Origin of the sequence: Novilysobacter longmucuonensis (assembly GCF_046600735.1) — a bacterium.
In the GTDB taxonomy this organism is placed as follows: domain Bacteria; phylum Pseudomonadota; class Gammaproteobacteria; order Xanthomonadales; family Xanthomonadaceae; genus Novilysobacter_A; species Novilysobacter_A longmucuonensis.
In genome coordinates this window covers 358,488-378,719 of record NZ_JBJMAW010000002.1, presented here as the reverse complement: position 1 = coordinate 378,719, position 20,232 = coordinate 358,488, and the positions used below count along the sequence as shown (strand labels likewise).

Annotated in this window: 16 protein-coding genes and 1 tRNA gene; 13 read left to right on the top strand and 4 right to left on the bottom strand. The window is 69.2% G+C overall.

Annotated elements, in window-relative coordinates; translation table 11 throughout:
- The gene (pgaA, locus tag ACJQWM_RS03775) at window positions 1-2,079 is read right to left on the bottom strand and encodes a poly-beta-1,6 N-acetyl-D-glucosamine export porin PgaA (RefSeq protein WP_332701776.1); all 2,079 of its coding nucleotides are present in this window, start codon (window positions 2,077-2,079) and stop codon (window positions 1-3) included.
- 616 nt (window positions 2,080-2,695) lie between these two features.
- Between pgaA and proB the strand changes: the two genes are divergently transcribed.
- Both proB and ACJQWM_RS03765 read left to right on the top strand, forming a co-directional pair.
- Window positions 2,696-3,868: a glutamate 5-kinase gene (gene proB, locus ACJQWM_RS03770; protein ID WP_332701779.1), complete on the top strand. Its 1,173-nt coding sequence runs from the start codon at window positions 2,696-2,698 to the stop codon at window positions 3,866-3,868.
- The gene (locus ACJQWM_RS03765) at window positions 3,865-5,145 is read left to right on the top strand and encodes a glutamate-5-semialdehyde dehydrogenase (protein WP_332701781.1); all 1,281 of its coding nucleotides are present in this window, start codon (window positions 3,865-3,867) and stop codon (window positions 5,143-5,145) included. The genes proB and ACJQWM_RS03765 overlap by 4 nt, the downstream gene beginning before the upstream one ends.
- 145 nt (window positions 5,146-5,290) lie before the next feature.
- On the opposite strand, the gene ACJQWM_RS03760 is transcribed toward ACJQWM_RS03765, so the two are convergent.
- A tRNA-Pro gene (locus ACJQWM_RS03760) sits at window positions 5,291-5,367 on the bottom strand.
- Between the two features lie 229 nt (window positions 5,368-5,596).
- On the opposite strand from ACJQWM_RS03760, the gene hisS reads away from it, so the two are divergent.
- Entirely contained in the window at window positions 5,597-6,988 is a 1,392-nt protein-coding gene (hisS, locus tag ACJQWM_RS03755) for a histidine--tRNA ligase (protein WP_332701783.1), read from the top strand.
- Window positions 6,985-8,874, top strand: a complete 1,890-nt coding sequence (locus tag ACJQWM_RS03750; RefSeq protein WP_332701785.1) for an HAL/PAL/TAL family ammonia-lyase — start codon at window positions 6,985-6,987, stop codon at window positions 8,872-8,874. Before hisS ends, ACJQWM_RS03750 begins: the two co-directional genes overlap by 4 nt.
- 9 nt (window positions 8,875-8,883) lie before the next feature.
- On the opposite strand, the gene ACJQWM_RS03745 is transcribed toward ACJQWM_RS03750, so the two are convergent.
- Window positions 8,884-10,722 carry a sensor domain-containing diguanylate cyclase gene (locus tag ACJQWM_RS03745; protein WP_332701787.1) on the bottom strand — a complete coding sequence of 613 codons (1,839 nt, stop codon included), beginning with the start codon at window positions 10,720-10,722 and terminating at the stop codon, window positions 8,884-8,886.
- Between the two features lie 397 nt (window positions 10,723-11,119).
- Between ACJQWM_RS03745 and ACJQWM_RS03740 the strand changes: the two genes are divergently transcribed.
- From ACJQWM_RS03740 to hisIE, 9 genes are read left to right on the top strand one after another with little or no spacing between them, the layout of a single operon-like run.
- On the top strand, window positions 11,120-11,440 hold the full coding sequence (locus tag ACJQWM_RS03740; protein WP_332701789.1) for a YerC/YecD family TrpR-related protein: 321 nt from the start codon (window positions 11,120-11,122) through the stop codon (window positions 11,438-11,440).
- Window positions 11,441-11,450: 10 nt separating this feature from the next.
- Complete coding sequence (gene hisG, locus ACJQWM_RS03735) at window positions 11,451-12,365, top strand: ATP phosphoribosyltransferase (protein WP_332701791.1); 915 nt, start codon at window positions 11,451-11,453, stop codon at window positions 12,363-12,365.
- 59 nt (window positions 12,366-12,424) lie between these two features.
- A complete protein-coding gene (gene hisD, locus ACJQWM_RS03730) occupies window positions 12,425-13,726 on the top strand; it encodes a histidinol dehydrogenase (RefSeq protein ID WP_332702097.1) in 1,302 nt (433 codons plus the stop codon).
- Window positions 13,727-13,737: 11 nt separating this feature from the next.
- Window positions 13,738-14,832: a histidinol-phosphate transaminase gene (gene hisC, locus ACJQWM_RS03725; RefSeq protein WP_332701793.1), complete on the top strand. Its 1,095-nt coding sequence runs from the start codon at window positions 13,738-13,740 to the stop codon at window positions 14,830-14,832.
- 8 nt (window positions 14,833-14,840) lie between these two features.
- Complete coding sequence (gene hisB, locus ACJQWM_RS03720) at window positions 14,841-15,914, top strand: bifunctional histidinol-phosphatase/imidazoleglycerol-phosphate dehydratase HisB (RefSeq protein ID WP_332702099.1); 1,074 nt, start codon at window positions 14,841-14,843, stop codon at window positions 15,912-15,914.
- 13 nt (window positions 15,915-15,927) lie between these two features.
- Window positions 15,928-16,599 carry an imidazole glycerol phosphate synthase subunit HisH gene (locus ACJQWM_RS03715; RefSeq protein ID WP_332701795.1) on the top strand — a complete coding sequence of 224 codons (672 nt, stop codon included), beginning with the start codon at window positions 15,928-15,930 and terminating at the stop codon, window positions 16,597-16,599.
- The gene (gene hisA, locus ACJQWM_RS03710; protein ID WP_332701797.1) at window positions 16,596-17,351 is read left to right on the top strand and encodes a 1-(5-phosphoribosyl)-5-[(5-phosphoribosylamino)methylideneamino]imidazole-4-carboxamide isomerase; all 756 of its coding nucleotides are present in this window, start codon (window positions 16,596-16,598) and stop codon (window positions 17,349-17,351) included. The genes ACJQWM_RS03715 and hisA overlap by 4 nt, the downstream gene beginning before the upstream one ends.
- Window positions 17,345-18,121 (top strand): imidazole glycerol phosphate synthase subunit HisF, encoded by a 777-nt coding sequence (hisF, locus tag ACJQWM_RS03705; protein ID WP_332701799.1) that lies wholly within the window; start codon window positions 17,345-17,347, stop codon window positions 18,119-18,121. The genes hisA and hisF overlap by 7 nt, the downstream gene beginning before the upstream one ends.
- Window positions 18,111-18,761, top strand: coding sequence for a bifunctional phosphoribosyl-AMP cyclohydrolase/phosphoribosyl-ATP diphosphatase HisIE (gene hisIE / locus ACJQWM_RS03700; RefSeq protein WP_332701801.1), 651 nt, complete (start codon window positions 18,111-18,113; stop codon window positions 18,759-18,761). Before hisF ends, hisIE begins: the two co-directional genes overlap by 11 nt.
- Before the next feature lie 55 nt (window positions 18,762-18,816).
- Here the strand turns inward: hisIE and ACJQWM_RS03695 are convergent, their stop codons facing one another.
- Entirely contained in the window at window positions 18,817-20,208 is a 1,392-nt protein-coding gene (locus tag ACJQWM_RS03695) for an FAD-binding oxidoreductase (RefSeq protein ID WP_332701803.1), read from the bottom strand.
- Window positions 20,209-20,232: the final 24 nt, after the last annotated feature.

Below are 20,232 nucleotides of genomic sequence, written 5' to 3'. Positions count from 1 at the left end.
TCAGTTCCCCCCCCAGCGCAAGGCGATGTCGAATGACAGGCGGGTTTCGCGCGCACCGTCATAGACCGGGCGCGACCAGGTCAATCCGTAGTCAAGCTGGCGGCCGGTGCCGAGCTGCCAGTTGTGGCGGTACTGCAGGTTGGGGATAACCGCGCTGCCGAAGCCCTCCTGCCAGTACTGGCCAACGCCGGCGGCGAAGCGCTGGCTGAAGGCGTGGTCGTAGCGGCGCCAATGGATCGAATCGACGGCGGCGGCCAGGTTCCAGCCGGCATCGCGGCCTGGATTGAAGTACGGCGCATCGTCACGGCTGCTGCGGCTGGCATACAAGTCGCCCTCGAGTGCCACGGCAAAACGGGGCTCGACCCGCAGCCGACGCTGGCCACTCAATGCGAAGCCCTCGCGGCGGTTGCCGTCGTCGTAGCGCCACTGGCGCAGCTCGCCGCTGAGCGCGGTGCGCTCGTCGGGCGTCCAGTCCAGCCCCAGCGCGATTGTGTCGGCGCCGATGCCGCTGGCACGCGCCTGCAGCGACGCATCGGCGCTGTTGCGTTCGATCGATGCCCGCCCTTCGAGTACTTCGCTGAAACGCCAGCCGGCGTCGAGCGCCAGACTGGTGGCGTCGTCGAAACCATCATTGCTGCGCGCCACGCGTGCATCCAGGTCGAGGCGATCGTGGGCATAGCGCAGGCCGACGCCATGGCGGCGGTTGTGCACCCGGGGGCCCTCGTACTCGGCCCAGCGGTCCTCGCGGAATGCACCGACGCGCCAGCGGTCTCCCAGCAACGGCGAGTAGACGCTGACCGCGTAGCCGCCGTCGTCGGTGCCCAGTGGAGAAGTGCTGGCGGTGCGGTTCTGGCCTTCGCTGCGGCCGCGGGTGGCGGCGATCTCGACCTGGGCCCCGGTGCCGGCGCGCCACTGGCGATCAAGGCGTTGCACGTGGACGTTGTCGGGGTAGGTGTCGAGCAGCGCGCCGTGCACCGTGGCCGCGCGATCCATCCGTTGCTGCGCGACCAGGGCATTGACCTGGCCGATGCGCGCTTCCAGGTTGCGCGGGTCCTGCGTGTGGGCGATGTCGAAGCGTTCCAGCGCCTGGTCTTCCCAGCCGCGCTGCAGCAGCACGATGCCGAGCTTGGCCTGCAGGTCTGGATTGCTGGGCGCCAGCCGCGTCATCGGCGCCAGCATTGCCTGTGCACCGGCGGGGTCCTCGGAGTAGGCCCGGATCATCGCCAGGTTGCTGTCGGCGCTATAGCGGTTCCAGTTTCGGTAGCCGACCCGGACATCTTCGGTCTGTGGCCAGGCCGGCTCGTTGGCCGCGATCTGCTGCAGGTGGCGCAGCGCATCGGCGTGCCGTTCGCTTTCCAGGTAGGCATACGCCAGCACCACCTGGGTGTCGATGTCGTCGGGCAACTCGGCCGCTGCATCCTCCAGCGCCTCGATGGACGCTTCGGGTTGTCGCAGCGCCAGCAGCGAATCGCCGGCGGCGGCCAGGGCGTACGGTGGGATGTCGACGCCATCGGCGCGCATCTGTCGATAGCGGCTGGCGGTTTCCTGGTGGCGCTCCAGTCCGTTGAGGATGACCAGATCGTCGAAGCCCTGGCGCAGCGGCGCGCTCGGATCCGGCTCGAGCGCACCGGTGCCGGACGCACGGGCGTCGGCGGCGCGTTGCATGTCCTGCAGTCGCCGCGGTTCGTCCAGCGGCCTGAAACCGCCCCAAACCGTCAGCCGGGCGATCCGGTCGGCGCTCAGGCGGGCGCGCTCGGCGTCGCTGAAGAGCTCCGGACGCGCCTGGTGCAACGACCACGCAAGACTGGCACTGCCAAGGTCGGCAAGCGTCATGACCCGGCGATGGTAGACGTCCGGCTCCTGCGGGGTCTGTGTGTGCAGGCGCTCGTAGATGGCCAGCGCATCCACCCAGCGCTTTTGGTCACTAAGTGCCGCGGCGTGCGCCATTTCGGCCGCATAACGCGACTCGGCCTGCGCATCATCGAGCCCGGCGGCCGTCAGTTTGGCGGGTAGAAACATCGCCAGGATCAGCGCAGCAGCAAGGCTGGACGCCACAGGTTGCGCGGTCGGACGACTCAAATCCCTATCCCCTGATTTGGCGCGCGGCTGCTTTTGTGCCTGCCCCAGACGCGCCGAAAGTTTTGTGACGCAGTTCGCAGTATGGACGTAGCAAGATGCTTGCCAACGACCGGCAGATCCGATACGGCCATCGTCTGCGAGGCGCCGGCACGAGGGCGCCGGCCTGGGCGGCCCGCTCGCAGTCCATCTGCATCGCAGAATCGGCGCCAACCCGCCTGATGTTATGATCAGCCGCTGATGGCAGCAGTTCTTCGGGTCCGGTAGCCGCACTTGGGGCGGTTCGAGCCGGGCTTGCACACTGTGCCTCCCGCCCGGGAGCAAACCTGCTTCCGGGCACCCGCTGGGCAGCGGCTCATGGCCCGCCTAGGCGCGTTGCGCGGATACTGGTTAGGTCCGGCCGCGTTTGTCGTCGGCAGCATTCCTGCCAGCGCACGTGCGGTGGCACCGACGTGCCGACTTTCCGTCGTCCAGCAGTGGACGCGTGGCGGCCGAAGCGGTTCGGCGCTTCGCCAGCAGGCGTGAGCCGCCCGCTCCCAGGCGCTTCAGCGGCATGGCGGTTTCCGACCGCTCGATCGCGGGCACTCGACCGACTCGACTCCCTGGAGGATCTCCAAAAATGACATCACCCTTTCCCGAACAACAACTGCCGCGCTGGCAGCGCGCCGTGCTCAAGGTCGGCAGCAGCCTGCTGACCGACGGCAAGGGCGGTCTGGGCAAGCGCAATGCGGCGGTCCTGGCCAACATGATCGCGCGCTTCCATGACGAGGGGCGCGAGGTGTTGCTGGTGTCGTCCGGGGCGGTGTCGGCCGGCCGCGGGCTGATGGCGAGCAGCGGGATCGGGCTGGTCCAGCGGCAGGCGCTGGCGGCGGTCGGCCAGACGCCGATGCTGGCGCTGTGGCAGGGCCTGGTCGAGCAGCCGGTCGCGCAGGTGCTGCTGAGCCACGACGACCTGCGTAACCGCCGCCGCTATCTCAACGCCCAGCGCACGTTGCGCGAACTGCTGCGCATCGGTGCGCTGCCGATCGTCAACGAGAACGACACCGTCGCGGTCGACGAGCTGAAGCTCGGCGACAACGACAACCTCGCCGCGGTGGTCGCGACCCTGGTCGAGGCCGACGTGCTGCTGATCGCCACCGACACCGATGGCCTCTACACCGGCCATCCGGGCAATGACCCGACTGCGCGGCCGGTGCCGCGGATCGAGGAGATCACCCCCGAGATCATGCACATGGCGCAGGGCGGGGCCGGCCTGCTCGGCACCGGCGGCATGTACACCAAGCTGGAGGCCGCGACCAAGACCGCGGCGGCGGGCATCGACACCGTGCTGTTCTGCGGCCACAACGCCGAGACCATTTCGGCACTGGCCGAGGACCGGCTGCACGGCACTCTCATTCCGGCCCACGGCGACCGGCTGGGCGCGCGCAAGATGTGGCTGCGGCATACCCCGCCCAGCGGCGGTGCGGTACGCATCGACAAGGGCGCGGCCAACGCGCTGACCCTGCAGGGCGCGTCGCTGCTGCCCGGCGGGGTGCTGTCGGTGGAGGGCGACTTCAGCCGCTCGGCCATGATCGACATCCTGCCGGCCAAGGGTCACCGCCGCCTCGCGCGCGGTCTGGTGCAATACCAGTCCAGCGACCTGCAGCGCATCGCAGGCCGCCACAGCAGCGAGATCGAGAGCGTGCTGGGCTTCAACAACTGCGAGTGCGTGATCCGGCGCGAGGACATGGTCCTGCTGAGCGCCGCGGCGGCCGCCGCCACCCCCGAACTGTTCATGGAGAACCAACGATGACCGGATACGTCCGCAAGCTTGCCGAGCGCGCCCGCGCCGCCTCCCACCAGATCGCCAGCCTCGACGGCGCGCAGCGCGCGGCGCTGCTGGGCGCCATGGCCGATGCCGTGGCCGCCGGCCGTGATGACATCCTCAAGGCCAACGCCGCCGACATGGCCCGCGCGCACCAGGCCGGCACCACCGGCGCGATGCTCGACCGCCTGCGCCTGGACGAGGAGCGCGTGGCCGGCATCGTGACCGCGATCCGCGAGATCGGCGAATTGCCCGACCCGGTCGGCCAGGTGACCCGCAAGGACGTGCGCCCCAACGGGCTGGTGGTGGAAAAGGTCCGGATCCCGCTGGGCCTGATCGCGATGATCTACGAAGCGCGCCCCAACGTGACCGCCGACGCCGCCGCGCTGTGCCTGCGCGCCGGCAACGCGGTGCTGCTGCGCGGCGGCTCCGAGGCGCGCGACAGCAACATCGCGATCGCCGCGTGCCTGCACAGTGCATTGCGCGAGCAGGGCCTGCCGCCCGAAGCGGTGGCGCTGGTCGAGGACACCGCGCGCGAGCACGTACTGGAGCTGCTGCAGCTCAGCGATCTGGTCGACCTGGCGATCCCGCGCGGCGGCGAAAAGCTCATCCACTTCGTCGCCGAGAACGCGCGGGTGCCGGTGATCAAGCACTACAAGGGCGTGTGCCACCTGTACGTGGACCGCGCCGCCGACCCGACGCTTGCGCTGAAGCTGGCGATCGACGGCAAGCTGTCGCGGCCGGGCGTGTGCAACTCGCTGGAAACGATGCTGGTGCATGCCGACATCGCTGAGGCGTGGTTGCCCAACGCGCTGGCCGAGCTGCAGGCGCGCGGCGCCGAGATCCGCGGCTGCGACCGCACCCGGGCGCTGTTTCCCGGCGCGGTGCCGGCCACCGAGGAGGACTTCGCGGCCGAGTTCCTGTCGCCGATCCTGGCCGTGCGCGTGGTCGACTCGATCGACCAGGCCATCGCCCACATCCAGCGCCACGGCTCCGACCACACAGAGGTCATCGCCACCGCCGACAGCGCCACCTCCGAGCGCTTCATCCGCGAGATCCGCAGCTCGGCGGTGGTTGTCAACGCCTCCTCGCGCTTCAACGACGGCGGCACCCTCGGCCTCGGCGCCGAGATCGGCATCTCGACCACCCGCCTGCACGCCTACGGCCCGATGGGCCTGGAGTCGCTGACGATCGAACGCTACGTGGTGCGCGGCGAGGGCCAGGTGCGGCACCCGGACGTGGCCAAGGTCGACGCTGCGGCGTAACTGCCGATCCGGGCCGAAGTAGGCTGGGCCGGCAGCCCAGCGTTGACATGTCGAGCGCTGCCGGCCGCATTGGTCGCGGCCAACAAAAAAGCCGGCATTAAGCCGGCTTTTCATCAACTGCTTGATTCGGCTAATTTATTCCGAATGGTCGGGGAGACAGGATTTGAACCTGCGACTTCTACGTCCCGAACGTAGCGCTCTACCAGGCTGAGCTACACCCCGACAGCAGAGCCGCGCATTTTAGCTAGTCGGGATCGGGCAGGCAATAGGCAGGCCCATCCATCCACGAGCGAGGGCATTGCGACGCGCCCTTGCGTCGTCAGCCGTCGGGCCTCGCCGGGGTAGGGCCGCGCGGGCGCTGCCGCTAGACTGTGCGGTCTGATTGCGCCTCACCGCATTGCCCTCAACCTGTATCGGCGCCCGCCCTCGAGCGGCCGCACTGGAGTCCCGCTTGATCAAGCCGCGTACCCCGCCCGGGGTCATGGAGTTGCTGCCCCGTGACCAGATCGCCTTCCAGCGCATGCTGGACACGATCCGGCGCAATTTCGAGCGCTTCGGCTTCCTGCCGGTGGAGACCCCGGTGATGGAGCTGTCGGAGGTGCTGCTGACCAAGTCCGGTGGCGAGACCGAGCGCCAGGTGTATTTCGTGCAGTCGACCGGCGCGCTCGGCAAGGCATCCAACAGCGACGGCCCACCCGAACTGGCGCTGCGCTTCGACCTCACCGTGCCGCTGGCGCGCTACGTCGCCGAGCACGAGCATGACCTCGCATTCCCGTTCCGCCGCTACCAGATGCAGCGCGTCTACCGCGGCGAGCGCGCGCAGCGCGGACGGTTCCGCGAGTTCTACCAGTGCGACATCGACGTGGTGGGCAAGGACGCGCTCAGCGTGCGCTTCGATGCCGAGTTCCCGGCGGTGATCTTTGCTGTGTTCTCGGAACTGGCAATTGGCAAGTTCACCATCCAGCTCAACAACCGCAAGCTGATGCGCGGCTTCTTCGAGGCCCAGGGCATCGCCGGGCCCGACTTGCAGGCCCGGGTGTTGCGCGAGGTCGACAAGCTCGACAAGCGCGGTGCGGACTACGTGCGCGAGACGCTGACCGGGGAGGATTTCGGGCTGGGCGACGATGCGGTTGCGACGATCCTGGAGTTCGTCGGGGTGCGCTCGAGCTCGCACGCCGATGCGATGGCGCGGCTCGATGCGCTGGGGGAGGGCAACGATGCCCTGCGCGAGGGCATAAACGAGCTGCGCGAGGTGCTCGAGCTGGTCCGCGCGCTCGGCGTGCCCGAGTCCGACTACGCGCTGAACTTCTCGATCGCGCGCGGCCTGGACTACTACACCGGCACCGTCTACGAGACCACGCTGGATGACTACCCGCAGATCGGCTCGATCTGCTCGGGCGGTCGCTACGACGATCTCGCCGGCCAGTACAGCAAGTCGAAGCTGCCCGGTGTGGGCATCTCGATCGGCCTGACCCGCCTGTTCTGGCAACTGCGCGAGGCCGGACTGGTCGATACCGCCGAGAGCACGGTCCAGGTGCTGGTCACGCAGATGGACGCCGCCGCGCTGCCGCACTGTCTGGCGGTGGCGGCCGAGCTGCGCCAGGGCGGGCTCAACACGGAGGTGGTGATGGAATCGTCCAAGCTGAGCAAGCAGTTCAAGTACGCCGATCGCGCCGGCATCCGCTTCGTCGCCGTGCTCGGCGAGGACGAGATCGCCCGCGGCACGGTGACGATCAAGGACCTGCGCCGCGCCGACCAGTTCGAGGTGCCACGCACCGAGCTGGCCAGGACCTTGCGGGTCGAGCTGGCACAGGCGGCGGTCTTGCCGGAGGCGCGGTTATGAGGCCGATCTCGCTGGACGGCCGCACGCTGACGCGCGCGCAGCTGGTGATGGTCGCGCATGGCGCGCAGGTCGAGCTCGCCGCCGCGCAACTGCCCGCGGTCGCGCGCGCCGCCGAGTTCCTGGCCGATCAGGTCGGCCGCGAGGAGCCCATCTACGGTGTCTCGACCGGCTTCGGCAGCAATGCCGACCGGCTGCTCGGCGCGCACCGGCTGCGCTCCGGCGCCGGGGTGGACGCGGTCAACCCGCACGAGTCGCTGCACGCCGAACTGCAGCGCAACCTGATCGTGACCCACGCGGTCTGCGTGGGCGAGCCGTTCGCCCCGGAGATCGTGCGGGCGATGTTGTGCATACGGATCAACACGCTGATGCGCGGGCATTCCGGCATCCGCGTGCAGACCCTGCAGGCGCTCGCGGCGATGCTCAACGCCGGCATCGTGCCGGTGGTGCCGCAGCTCGGTTCGGTCGGCGCCTCGGGCGACCTGGCGCCGTTGTCGCACCTGGCGATCGTGCTGCTCGGTGGCGGCCAGGCGTTTTACCAGGGCGAGCGCATGCCCGGGGCCGAGGCGCTGCAGCGCGCAGGCCTGACGCCGGTCACCCTGTCGTACAAGGAAGGGCTCGCGCTCAACAACGGCACCGCGCAGATGCTGGCTTGCGGCGTGCTCGCGCTGCACAGGCTGGAGGCACTGCTGGAAACCGCCGACCTTGCCGCGGCGATGACCATTGACGCGTTTGCCGGCCGGCTCGGCGCGTTCGCCGAGGAGGTGCACGCGCTGCGTCCGCATCCGGGGCAGGTCGAAGCCGCTGCCAACCTGCGCCGGATGCTGGCTGGCTCCACGCTGGCCGACATCCCGTATCACCTGGTGCCGCGCTTCCGTCCGTGGCATCCGCAGTGCTGGGACACCAATGAGGCGCGGGAGCTGCGGTTCGACATCGGTTGGGACTGGGTGCCGTTGGACCAGCGCCACGGCCGCGAGAAGTTCTACACCCGCTTCCGGCCGTTCCGCGGCGGCAAGAAACACCAGCCACAGGACAGCTACTCGCTGCGCTGCACGCCGCAGGTCCACGGCGCGGTGCGCGATGCGGTCGCGCAGGCCGCGCGCGTGCTGGAGATCGAGCTCAACTCGTTGACCGACAATCCGATCATCTTTCCCGACGCCAAAGCCGATCATGTCGAGCAACAGGTGATATCCGCCGGCCACTTCCACGGCATGCCGCTGGCGCTGGCGATGAGCTACATCAAGGCGGCGATCCCGGTGCTGGCGAGCATCTCCGAGCGCCGCCTCAACAAGCTGGTCGACCCGGCGACCAACGACGGGCTGCCGGGCTTCCTGATCGGCAACGAGGACGCGACCGAGTCGGGCTTCATGATCGTGCAGTACACCGCCGCGGCGATCGTCAACGACCTGGCCAGCCGGGCGCATCCGGCGTCGGTGTATTCGATCCCGACCAGCGCCAATGCCGAGGACCACGTCTCGATGGGCGCCAACGAAGCGCGCCATGCACTGGCGATGGCCGATGACCTGGGCAAGGTGCTCGCGCTGGAGCTGTACACCGCCGCGCAGGCGCTGGACCTGCGGCGCGACATGATCAATGCCGCGCGTGATCTGGCCGGCCGCGTGGATGCGGCGACGTTCGCGGACAAGGTGCGGTGCGGGTTGGGCGACGCCGGCGACCGTGAGGCGTTTCTGCGGGAGGTCGAAGGCCTGCGTAACGAACTGGCGACTGCCGACGAGTTCCGCCCCGGCGACAAGGTGGCCGCGGCGCATGCCGCGATCCGCACCGAGATCCCGTTCCTGGATCGCGATCGTGCGCTCGATGCCGAGGTCGCGACCGCAGTACGGCTGGTGCACGAAGGCCTGGTGCTGGCGGCGATCGCGGATCGCTGAGGCTTGCCCTCAGGCCGGCAGCGGCGCCGCCCTCACGCAATCGCGCCCGTGCGCCTTGGCCACGTAGAGTGCCTGGTCGGCCGCCTGCAGGGCCTCGTCGATGACCTCCTCGACGTTCCTGTCCAGGCTGCGCGTGTCCAGCATATGCACGCCGATGCTGGCCGACACCGCGATGGAGTGCTCACCGCTGCTGCAGGTGCGCTCGCGCAGCTGCTGGCGCAACTGCTCGGCCACGCCGGTGGCGCGCTGCAGGTCCTGCCCGGGCAGTGCGGCCACGAACTCCTCGCCGCCGAAGCGCGCCAGCAGGGCGTCGTGCGGCCGCAAGGCCTTGCCGATCGCATGCGCGGCCCAGCGCAGGCACTCGTCGCCGACCAGGTGGCCATAGTGGTCGTTGATCATCTTGAAATAGTCCAGATCGATCATCAGCAGCGATAGCGGTTGCTGTTCCCGGCGCGCCTTGGCCACCAGCGCCTCGAGCGCGTTGTGGAAATGGGTGCGGTTATGCAGCCCGGTGAGGCCGTCGCGCTGGCTGGTTTCACGCAGTCGGGTATGCGCGTCCTCCAGTTGCCCCAGCGCGCTGCGCAGCTCGGTGGTGCGTTGCTGGACCTTGTGTTCGAGTTGCTGCTTGGCTTCGCGCACGATGCGCTCGTTGGCGCTGCGCAGCGCCGCGTAGCGATGGCCCAGCGCCACCGACAGCAGCAGCATTTCCAGTGCCGAGCCGATCTGTACGCCGTATTCGGTGACGAAGGTCTTGGGCAGCAGGCCGAACGCCAGCGCCACGAACAGCACCGTGCCGAGCAGGAACATCGCCCAGGCCAGCAGGAAGATCCGCGCCGGGCGATAGCCGCGGCGTACCGCCACCACCGTGGCCGCCGCGATCCAGACGATGTTGACGAACACCGCCAGCGAGGCGATCGGGGTGGCGATGGAGTAGGGCAGCTGGGTCGCGGCGATGCCGAAGATCACGAAGAACGCGATCAGGCCCAGTCCGACCCGATCGCCCAGTCGCCAGCGCTCGCCCAGCCCGAGGAAGGTGCGGGTGAACTGTTGCATGCCGATCTGCGCCAGGCAGATCGACAGCGGCACCGACTTGTCGGCGAGCCAGGCCGAGTCCGGCCACAGGTGCTCGAAGCCAAGCCCGTTGAGGGTGAACAGCACCAGCCCGAACGCGGTGACGTGGAACAGGTACCAGAAATAACTGGCATCGCGCAGCGTCAGCCACAGCACCAGGTTGTAGATGAACAACGCCAGCAGGATGCCGTAGTACAGCCCGATGCCGAGCTGCGCGTCGCGCGATTTTTCGGTAAACGCGGTCGGCGTGAACAGCGTCAGCGGCACCTGCATCGAGCTCTGGCTGCGCACGCGTACGAACAGGTCGACCGGCTCGCCGACCGGCAGCTCCAGCCAGAAGTTGGGGTGCCGGTAACGAATGCTTCGCTCGGCGAACGCAAGATGGTCGCCACCGGCCTGGTGCACGACGTGCCCGTCGGCGTAACGCAGGTAGACGTCGAGGCGGTCGCTGAGCGCGTACTCCTGCACGAGAAGCCAGCGCTGCTCGTCCGCGCGCCGGTTGACCAGGTCGGCATGGAACCAGAATGCGCCGGTCTGGAAGCCGAAGGCGGCATTGTCCGAAGGCAGCGGCAGAAACCGCTGCTGCCGCGCACGGCGCACCACGGTGGCGAGGTCCGCATCGCCGTCGGAATCGTGGAAGTACTGCAGGTGCGTGGACAGCGACACCTGCGAGGTGCCGGCTTCCAGCTCCATCACCCCTTGCGCCTGCGCCCAGCCGCTCGCCAGCAGCAGGTACGACGCGAGCGCGAGAATCAGCGATCGCCTGAAATGCTCCATGCGTGTCCCCCACGAACTGGCCAACCGCAGCCGACATCCCCGGGCGGGGACCGCCGGAGTGTACTCCGGGTCGAGCGCGCGGCGCGCGGCGGGGCTTTTGTAGGAGCGGCCCATGGCCGCGATCGCTGGTGTCGCGGATTGCGTCCCGCGCCCACAGGCGCTTGGTAGAGCGGAGCTTGCTCCGCTGCCCGACCGCAGCGGAGGAGCAGCCGAGCAAGCTCGGCTCTACGGATCACCCCGCGGCACGCATCACGCCCGGTATGACGCGACGTGCCGCCGCCTGATCGCTACGGCAAACACAGATGGACTGCCTTGGTTCCAAACCGGATACCGGCAGCGGGTTGACGGATGCCTCGCAACCAATTAACGTGACAGCGCATTAATACAAGAAGACAGCATGAAACGTCGCCCCAACCCCGCCGAGCAGGAGCACGACGCGATCACCGGCCTCGCCACGGCGATGCTCGGGCTGCGCAGCGTCGAGCAGCTGTGCGCGTTCCTGGACGACCTGTGCACTCCGGCCGAGCTGGAGGCGATGACCGACCGCTGGCGGGTGGTGCCGCTGGTCGCCGCCGGCGTGCCGTATCGCGAAATCCACGAGCGCACCCAGGTCAGCGTCACCACGATCGGGCGGGTCGCACGCACGCTCGACCGTGGCGCCGGCGGCTATGACGCCGCGCTGCAGCGCGACACGTCCCCACCTTCGCGCCACCGCTGAGGCACCCCATATGAGCCCACCCGTCCCCGCGGCGGCGCGCGACCGTCTGCGCATCGCCATCCAGAAATCCGGCCGCCTCGCCGACGCCGCGCGCGCCCTGCTGGCCTCGTGCGGATTGAGCTGGCGCGAAAGCCGCGACCGGCTGTTCTGCTACGGCGAAAGCCTGCCGGTCGACCTGCTGCTGGTCCGCGACGACGACATCCCAGGCTTGATCGCCGACGGCGTCTGCGATCTGGGCGTCGTCGGCCGCAACGTGCTGCTCGAGCAGGACCGCGAGCGCCGCGCGGCGCAGCGCGCACCGGCCTTCCGCGAATGGCGTGCGCTCGGGTTCGGGGCCTGCCGCCTGGCGCTGGCGGTGCCCGACACCTGGACCTGGCAGGACGCCCGCCAGCTCGAAGGCAAGCGCATCGCGACCAGTTATCCGGCGCTGTTGTCGGAATGGCTGGCCGCGCAGGGCCTCGCCGCCGACGTGGTGCAGTTGTCCGGCTCGGTGGAGATCGCCCCCCGGCTCGGCCAGGCCGATGCGATCTGCGACCTGGTGTCCAGCGGCGCCACCTTGGCGGCCAACCAGCTCAAGCCGGTGTTGACGTTGCTTGAAAGCGAAGCGGTGCTGGCCGGGCCGACCGGCAGCTTCGACGATCCGCGCGCCGAACTGGCCGAACTGCTGCTGCGCCGGCTCGACGGCGCGTTGCGCATCCGCAACAGCAAGCTGCTGCTGTTCCAGGCCTCGCGCGAGGCGGTGCCCGGCCTGCTGCCGTTGCTTCCCGATGCCGAGGCGCCGACGGTCACCCGCATCGACGGCAGCGATGGACTGGCGCTGCAGGCCCTGTGCCATGGCGCGGTGACCTGGCAGCGACTGGAGGAGCTCAAGCGCGCCGGTGCCCGCGGGCTGCTGGTATTGCCGGTGGAGGGCATGCTGGCATGAGCGCGGGTGCCGACATGAGCGTGCCCCAGACCAACGTAGTCGCGCCGGACCGCAGTGGCCTGCGCCGCATCGACTGGAGCGCGCTGGACGAGGCGCAACGCGAGTCACTGTTGCGTCGCCCGAGCCAGCAGAACTCCGCCGACGTCACAGCGGCGGTCGCTCAGCTGATCGCCGAAGTCCGCGAACACGGCGATGAAGCACTGCGGGCCCTGACATTGCGATTCGACCGCGTCGCGCTCGACCAGCTACTCGTATCCGAGGCTGAACTCGCGGCGGCCCCGGCCGCCCTGGCGCCGCCGTTGCGTCGTGCCATCGACGACGCCGCCGCGCGCATCGCACTGTTCCATGAGCGCGGCATGAGCGCGCCGTACGCCATGGACACCGCGCCGGGCGTGCGCTGCGAGCGCATCCTGCGGCCGATCCGGCAGATTGGCCTGTACGTGCCGGCCGGGTCCGCGCCGCTGCCGTCGACTGCGCTGATGCTCGGGGTGCCGGCGCAACTGGCCGGCTGCCGCGGCGCGGTGCTGTGCACCCCACCGCGCAGCGATGGCAGCGCCGATCCGGCAGTGCTGTATGCCGCGATGCGCTGCGGCGTGCGGCAGGTCTTCAAGCTCGGCGGCGCGCAGGCGATAGCGGCAATGGCGTTCGGCACCGGCAGCGTGCCCCGCTGCGACAAGCTGTTCGGCCCCGGCAATGGCTGGGTCACCGAGGCCAAGCGCCAGGTTGCGATGGCCGAGGGCGGACCCGGCATCGACATGCCGGCCGGCCCGTCGGAAGTGCTGGTGATCGCCGATGCCGGCGCCAATCCGGTCTTCGTCGCGGCCGATCTGCTGTCGCAGGCCGAGCACGGCCCCGACTCGCAGGTGATCGCGCTGAGCGAGGACGCCGCACTGCTCGATGCGGTCGCGGCGCAGGTCGAGGCGCAGTTGGCGCAGCTGCCGCGCGCCGATATCGCACGGCGCGCACTGGCCTGCTCGAGGCTGGTCCGGGTCGAATCGACCGAGCAGGCGTTCGCTATCAGCAATCGCTATGCGCCCGAGCACCTGATCCTGGCCCTGCGCGACGCGCGGGCATGGCTGCCGCAGGTGCAGGCGGCCGGCTCGGTATTCCTCGGCGACTGGGCGCCCGAAGCCCTCGGCGACTACTGCAGCGGCACCAACCACGTGCTGCCGACCAGTGGTGCGGCGCGCTTCTGCGGCGGCCTGAACGTGGGGAGTTTCCAGGTCGCGATCACCGTGCAGGAGGTGCAGCCGCAAGGGCTGGCCGGGATTGGCCCATGCGCGGTGGAGCTGGCGTCGGCCGAAGGCCTCGACGCGCACCGGCGTGCGGTCGCCCTGCGGCTGGAGGCGATCGGCTCATGAGCGCGGCTGCGATGCAATCACCCACCGCCGATCCGCTGGACCTGGTGCGCGAGGACCTGCGCGAATTCGCCGGCTATCGCTCCGCTCGCAGCGAGCGACTCGATGGGGGCATCTGGCTCAATGCCAACGAGTCGCCGTGGTGCAACCCCAGTGATCCCGATGCGCGGCTGCGGCGCTATCCCGACCCGCAGCCGGAGGCGCTGCGCGCGCTGCTCTCGGATATGTACCGCTGCCGTCCGGGGGAACTGCTCGCCGGTCGCGGCAGCGACGAGGGCATCGACCTGCTGGTGCGTGCACTGTGCCGGCCCGGGCAGGATGCGGTGCTGGTGACCTCGCCGACCTTTGGCATGTACGCCATCAGCGCGCGCCTGCACGGTGCCCGCGTGGTCGATGTGCCGTTGCATGACACGCCGCAGGGCTTCCAATGCGACTTCGACGCCGTCGCGGACGCGGCCGAAGCGAACGCGGTCAAGCTGGTGTTCCTGTGCTCGCCGGGCAACCCTTCCGGCACGCTGTTGCCGATCGAGTCGATCGCGGCACTCGCGCAGCGGCTGGAAGGCCGCGCGGTGGTCGTGGTCGACGAGGCCTATCTCGACTATGCGCAGGCGCCCTCGGCGACCTCGCTGCTGGACATGCAGCGCAACATCGCGGTGCTGCGCACGCTGTCAAAAGCGCACGCGCTGGCGGCCGCGCGGATCGGCGCGGTCATCGCCGATGCCGGACTGATCGCAGTCCTGCAGCGCTGCCAGGCGCCGTATCCGTTGCCGGGCCCGTGCGTCGAGCTGGCGGTCGCGGCGTTGGCGCAACCGGTGCGCGCAGGTTCCGCGGCCCACATTCAGACCACGCTCGATGAGCGCGAGCGCCTGCACGCGATGCTGGCGTCGTCGCCGCTGGTGCGTTGCGCCTATCCCTCGCGTGCGAACTTCGTGCTGGCGCGACTCAAAGAGCCGCAGGACGCCTTCGATCGCTTGCTGGCCGCCGGCATCGTGGTGCGCGACCTGCGTTCGAGCGAGCGCCTCGGCGATGCGCTGCGCATCAGCGTCGGCACGCCGGAGCAGAACCGGGCGGTCGCCGCGGTGCTGGGCAGCGACGGGGTGTCTGCATGAGCACCGCCCTGCAGCCGATCCTGTTCGTGGACCGCGACGGCACCCTGATCGAGGAGCCGGCCGATTTCCAGATCGACAGCTACGAGAAGCTGCGCCTGGTCGAGGGCGTGATCCCGGCGCTGCTGCGCCTGCGCGATGCCGGCTGGCAGTTCGTGATGGTGAGCAACCAGGACGGGCTCGGCTCGGAGGCTTACCCGCAGGCCAGCTTCGACGGCCCGCACCGCCTGATGATGCAGGTGTTCGAGAGCCAGGGCATCGTCTTCCGCGACGTGCTGATCGACGTCAGCCTGCCGGCTGACAACGCCGCCACGCGCAAGCCCGGCATCGGGCTGGCGCTGGCCTACCTCAAGGATCGCGGCATCGATTGGGGCCGCTCGGCCGTGGTCGGCGACCGCGAAACCGACAACGGCTTTGCCCGCAATCTCGGCATCCGCGCATTCCAGTTGCGCACCCCGCAGTTCGGCGGCGATTGGGACTGGCCGGCGATCGCACACGCGCTGGTCGATGCGCCGCGTACCGCCCGGGTCACGCGCAATACCCGCGAGACGCGCATCGCGGTCACCATCGACCTGGACCGCGGCGCCGAGCCGCAGGTCTCCACCGGCCTGGGCTTCTTCGACCACATGCTGGAGCAGCTCGGCAAGCACGGCGGCTTCGCGCTGGAGCTGCGCTGCGAGGGCGACCTGCATATCGACGAACACCACACCATCGAGGACAGCGCGCTGGCGCTCGGGCAGGCGCTGCGCGAGGCGGTCGGCGGCAAGCGCGGCCTCGGACGCTACGGCTTCACCTTGCCGATGGACGAGGCGCTGGCGAGCGCGGCACTGGATTTTTCCGGACGCCCATACTTTGTGTTCGATGGCACGTTCGCGCGCGAGCGGGTCGGCGAACTGCCGACCGAGCTGGTGCCGCATTTCTTCCGCTCGCTGTGTGAAGCCGCCGGGCTGAACCTCAACCTGAAGGTCTCCGGCGATAACGACCACCACAAGGTCGAGGCCTGCTTCAAGGTCGTCGCGCGCGCGCTGCGGCAGGCCGTGAGGCGCGAGGGCAGCGAGCTGCCGAGCACCAAGGGTGCGCTGTGAGCGGGGCGCCGCGATGAAGGTGGTGCTGATCGATTCGGGCGGCGCCAACATCGGCTCGGTGCTGTACGCGCTGGAGCGGCTCGACATCCAGGCCCAACTGAGCGGTGATGCCGCGACCATTGCCGGCGCCGACCGGGTGATCCTGCCGGGCGTGGGCGCGGCGGCGGCGGCGATGGCCCGCTTGCACGCGCTGGGACTGGTCAAGCTGATCCGCGAGCTGCAGCAGCCCCTGCTGGGCATCTGCCTGGGCATGCAGTTGCTGTTCGATTCGTCCGAGGAGGGCGATGTCGAATGCCTCGGCCTGATCCCCGGCCGCGTGCGCAAACTGCTTCCGGTAGAGCCGAGCCTGATCGGCTGCGCGAATTCGTCGGCCACCACGCCAGCCGAGCAAGCTCGGCTCTACCCCCGAGGCGGCGTGCGGGTGCCGCACATGGGCTGGAACCGTCTGCAGATCCGCCGCGAGGACCCGCTGCTGACTGGTATCGACGACGGTGCGCAGGCGTATTTCGTCCACAGCTATGCCGCGCCGGTCACCGCCGACACGCTCGCAGCGTGCAGCCACGGCGATCTGTTCTCGGCGGTGGTCCGGCGCAGGCATTGCCACGGCGCGCAGTTCCACCCCGAGCGCTCGGGCGTCGCCGGCGCGCGGCTGCTGGAGAATTTCCTGCGTGAGGTGCCGGCATGAACAAGCCCAATGCTCCATTTACCGTCTACCCGGCGATCGACGTGCGTGCAGGGCGCGTGGTGCGCCTGCGCCAGGGCGACTACGCACAGGAGACGCGTTACGACGACACGCCGCTCGCGGTCGCGGAACGTTATGCGAAAGCCGGCGCCGAATGGCTGCACCTGGTCGACCTCGACGCCGCACGCGCCGGCGGGTATTCGCTGGCGCCGCTGCTGCGCGAGATCAAGTCGGCCACGCCGCTGCGCATCCAGACCGGTGGCGGCGTGCGCAGCGAGGATGACGTCGCCGCAATGCTGCAGGCTGGTGCCGATCGCGTCGTGGTCGGTTCACTGGCGGTGCGCGAGCCCGAGCGTGTGATCGGCTGGTTGTCGCGCTTCGGTGCGCAGGCGATCACAGTCGCACTCGATGCACGGCGCTCCGCCGACGGCCGCTGGCTGTTGCCGGTGGCCGGCTGGACCGAAACCGGCGAGGTCGAACTGCCCGCGGTCCTCGCGCGCTACGTCGACGTCGGCCTGCGCCACCTGCTGTGCACCGACATCGACCGCGACGGCATGCTGTCCGGCCCCAACCTCGAGCTCTACGCCATGCTCAGCCGCCTGGCGCCGGTCGTTGCACTGCAGGCGTCGGGCGGGGTGCGCGACGTCGCCGACATCATCGCCGCGCGCCGCAGTGGCTGCGCCGGGGCGGTGCTCGGAAAGGCGCTGCTCGAGCGCCGTTTCGAACTGGCCGATGCGCTGGAGGCGTCGTGTTGAGCCGCCGCATCGTGCCGTGCCTGGACGTGCGCGCCGGCCGCGTGGTCAAGGGCGTGCGCTTCCGCGACCACGTCGACATGGGCGACATCGTCGAGCTCGCGCTGCGCTACCGCGATGCCGGCGCCGACGAGCTGGTGTTCTACGACATCACCGCCAGTCCGGAGGGGCGGCGTGTCGGGCGCGACTGGGTCGAGCGGGTGGCGCGGGTGATCGACATCCCGTTCTGCGTCGCCGGCGGCATCCGCAGCGTCTCGGACGCGCGCGAGGTGTTGCAGGCCGGTGCCGACAAGATCTCGGTCAACACGCCGGCGCTGGAGCGGCCGCCGCTGATCGACGAACTGGCGCTGGCGTTCGGCGTGCAATGCGTGGTGGTCGGCATCGACAGCCTGCGCGACGCTGACGGCCAGTGGCGCGTGCGCCAGTACACCGGCGATCCGGCGCGCACCCAGGCGCTGGCCAGGCGCACGCTGGACTGGGTGGTCGAGGCCCAGCAGCGTGGTGCCGGCGAGATCGTGCTCAATTGCATGGGCAGCGATGGCGTCCGCGACGGCTTCGATCTGGAACAGCTGCGTGCGGTGCGCGCCGTGTGCGCGGTGCCGCTGGTGGCCTCGGGCGGGGCCGGCGGCGCGCAGCACTTCGTGGACGTGTTCGCCGAGGTCGACGTCGACGCCGCGCTGGCTGCCAGCGTGTTCCATGCCGGCACGGTGCAGATCCCGGAGCTCAAGCGCGAGTTGCGCGCCCAAGGTGTCGAGGTGCGCGATGTCCAGTGATGCGAGTCCTTCGCAACAGCCCGCAGTTCTCTGTGCGGACTTCTCGATCGAGTCCCTGGCCTGGGAAAAACAGGACGGCCTGCTGCCGGCGATCGTGCAGGACGCATCGACGCTGCGGGTGCTGATGCTCGGTTACATGGACCGCGCGGCGCTGCAGGCGACGCTCGACAGCGGCCGCGTGACCTTCTTCAGTCGCAGCAAGCGGCGGCTGTGGATGAAGGGCGAATCCTCCGGCCATGTGCTCCAGCTGGTTTCGATGCGGACCGACTGCGACCGCGACACCCTGCTGGTCCAGGCGCGGCCGCACGGCCCGACCTGCCATTTGGGACGCGCGAGCTGCTTTGCCGAGGCGCCGGGCAGCTTCCTCGCCGAACTGGACGCGTTGATCGCCGAGCGCGAACGCGAGCGCCCCGCCGGCAGCTACACCACCGGGCTGTTCGATGATGGCGTGCGCGGCATCGCGCAGAAGGTTGGCGAGGAGGGCGTGGAGGTGGCACTGGCCGCGGTGGCGCAGGATGATGCGGCGCTGGCGGGTGAAGCGGCCGACCTGCTGTTCCACCTGCAGGTCCTGCTGCGCGCGCGCGGCCTGTCGCTGGAGGACGCGGTCGCCGTGCTCCGCGCCCGACACAAGCCGCTGTAGTCGAAGTTATCCGCGTCGTGGCTGCAAATGACGCGATCGCTTCAGGCGCAAATCTTCATGTCCGGGTCAACCGGAACAGGTTGCCCGGATCGTACTTCGCCTTGATTTCACACAGGCGCTGGTGGTTCTCACCGTACGCTTCGCTGGCCCGGCCGCCTTCGTCGGCGTCGAGATAGTTGTAATACGCGCCTCCGCTGGAGTAGGGCCTCATTGCGTCGTGGAACTCGCGGGTCCAGCCGATGATGGCGTCGTCGTCAGCGCCATCGTTCCAGCCGGCAAAGATACTGAAATTGAATGCGGCATCGCGGTGCGGATAAGCGGTGGCGGCCGGATTCACGCGGTTGATCGCACCGCCCATTGGCTCGAAGCCGCCCATGGTGAGCGCGCCCGGCAGCGTCTGTATACGGCTGACAATGGTTTCGATGGCACCGTCGGGAAGGTCGTGGAGGAACTGCGATTTCCAGTAGTAGCGGAGGCCATCGGGCGTGCCCGCATCGAATGTTTTCTGCAGCGTCGTGTACGGGATCGGCTGGGCCGACTTCACGATGGGCATGCCGAAATCCTCGACCGGCTTCAACAGCGCAGCCCCCTGGGCTGGATCGCCCGAATAGCAGGCGAACAGGACCAGGGTGGTCTTTCCGTGCAGTTCCTCCGGAAAGGGCGCCGCAGGTGGAATGTTGGCGAACAGCGCGTAGCAGGCGACTTCATCCGGCGCCTGCGCGCTGAAGTCCCGATAGAACCTCAGAACCTGCGCGGCATCCTCGAGCCGATGGAAGACCTGCACCACCTGCAGTTGCGGACCGACGCGGTGGAGCTGGAACTCGAATGACGTGACGATGCCGACATTGCCGCCGCCACCTCGAAGTGCCCAGAAGATATCGGGATTCTCATCTTTGCTGGCGCGCACGAGGGTGCCATCGGCCAACGCCACGTCCGCACCAATCAGGTTGTCGGCCGCCAGTCCATGGGTGCGGGCAAGCACGCCGATCCCCCCGCCGAGCGTGAGCCCGGCGACGCCCGTCCTGGAGTCCGTGCCGGCGGTGGTGGCGAGCCCGAAGGCTTGTGTTTCATGGTCGAGATCGCCGAGCCTGGCGCCGGGCCCGACCCGTACCGTCCTGGCGTCCGCATCGACTCGGACGCCGCTCATCAGCGAGAGGTCTATCACCAGCCCGTCATCGCAGATGGATTTCCCCGCGACGCCGTGCCCGCCGGCTTTCGCTGTGCACGGCAAGCCGTGCTCGCGTGCGAAGTTGATCGAGCAAAGGACGTCGGCTGCACCCTTGCATCGCACGATCATCAATGGTCGCCGGTCGACCATCCCGTTCCAGACGGCACGGGCTTCATCATAGCCAGGGTCAACGGGGACGATGAGCGTGCCGCGAAGTGATGCCGCAAATTGCGCAATGGTGGAACTGTCGAGCCCGTCAGTCACTGAGGTATCGCCCATCACCGCCTCCCCGCGTGTGTGCTT

Coding starts and splice junctions, on each gene's coding strand:
- proB (WP_332701779.1), top strand. CDS start 2,696: ATGACATCACCCTTTCCCGAACAACAACTGCCGCGCTGGCAGCGCGCC.
- ACJQWM_RS03765 (WP_332701781.1), top strand. CDS start 3,865: ATGACCGGATACGTCCGCAAGCTTGCCGAGCGCGCCCGCGCCGCCTCC.
- ACJQWM_RS03750 (WP_332701785.1), top strand. CDS start 6,985: ATGAGGCCGATCTCGCTGGACGGCCGCACGCTGACGCGCGCGCAGCTG.
- ACJQWM_RS03745 (WP_332701787.1), bottom strand. CDS start 10,722: ATGGAGCATTTCAGGCGATCGCTGATTCTCGCGCTCGCGTCGTACCTG.
- ACJQWM_RS03740 (WP_332701789.1), top strand. CDS start 11,120: ATGAAACGTCGCCCCAACCCCGCCGAGCAGGAGCACGACGCGATCACC.
- hisG (WP_332701791.1), top strand. CDS start 11,451: ATGAGCCCACCCGTCCCCGCGGCGGCGCGCGACCGTCTGCGCATCGCC.
- hisC (WP_332701793.1), top strand. CDS start 13,738: ATGCAATCACCCACCGCCGATCCGCTGGACCTGGTGCGCGAGGACCTG.
- ACJQWM_RS03715 (WP_332701795.1), top strand. CDS start 15,928: ATGAAGGTGGTGCTGATCGATTCGGGCGGCGCCAACATCGGCTCGGTG.
- hisA (WP_332701797.1), top strand. CDS start 16,596: ATGAACAAGCCCAATGCTCCATTTACCGTCTACCCGGCGATCGACGTG.
- hisIE (WP_332701801.1), top strand. CDS start 18,111: ATGTCCAGTGATGCGAGTCCTTCGCAACAGCCCGCAGTTCTCTGTGCG.
- ACJQWM_RS03695 (WP_332701803.1), bottom strand. CDS start 20,208: ATGGGCGATACCTCAGTGACTGACGGGCTCGACAGTTCCACCATTGCG.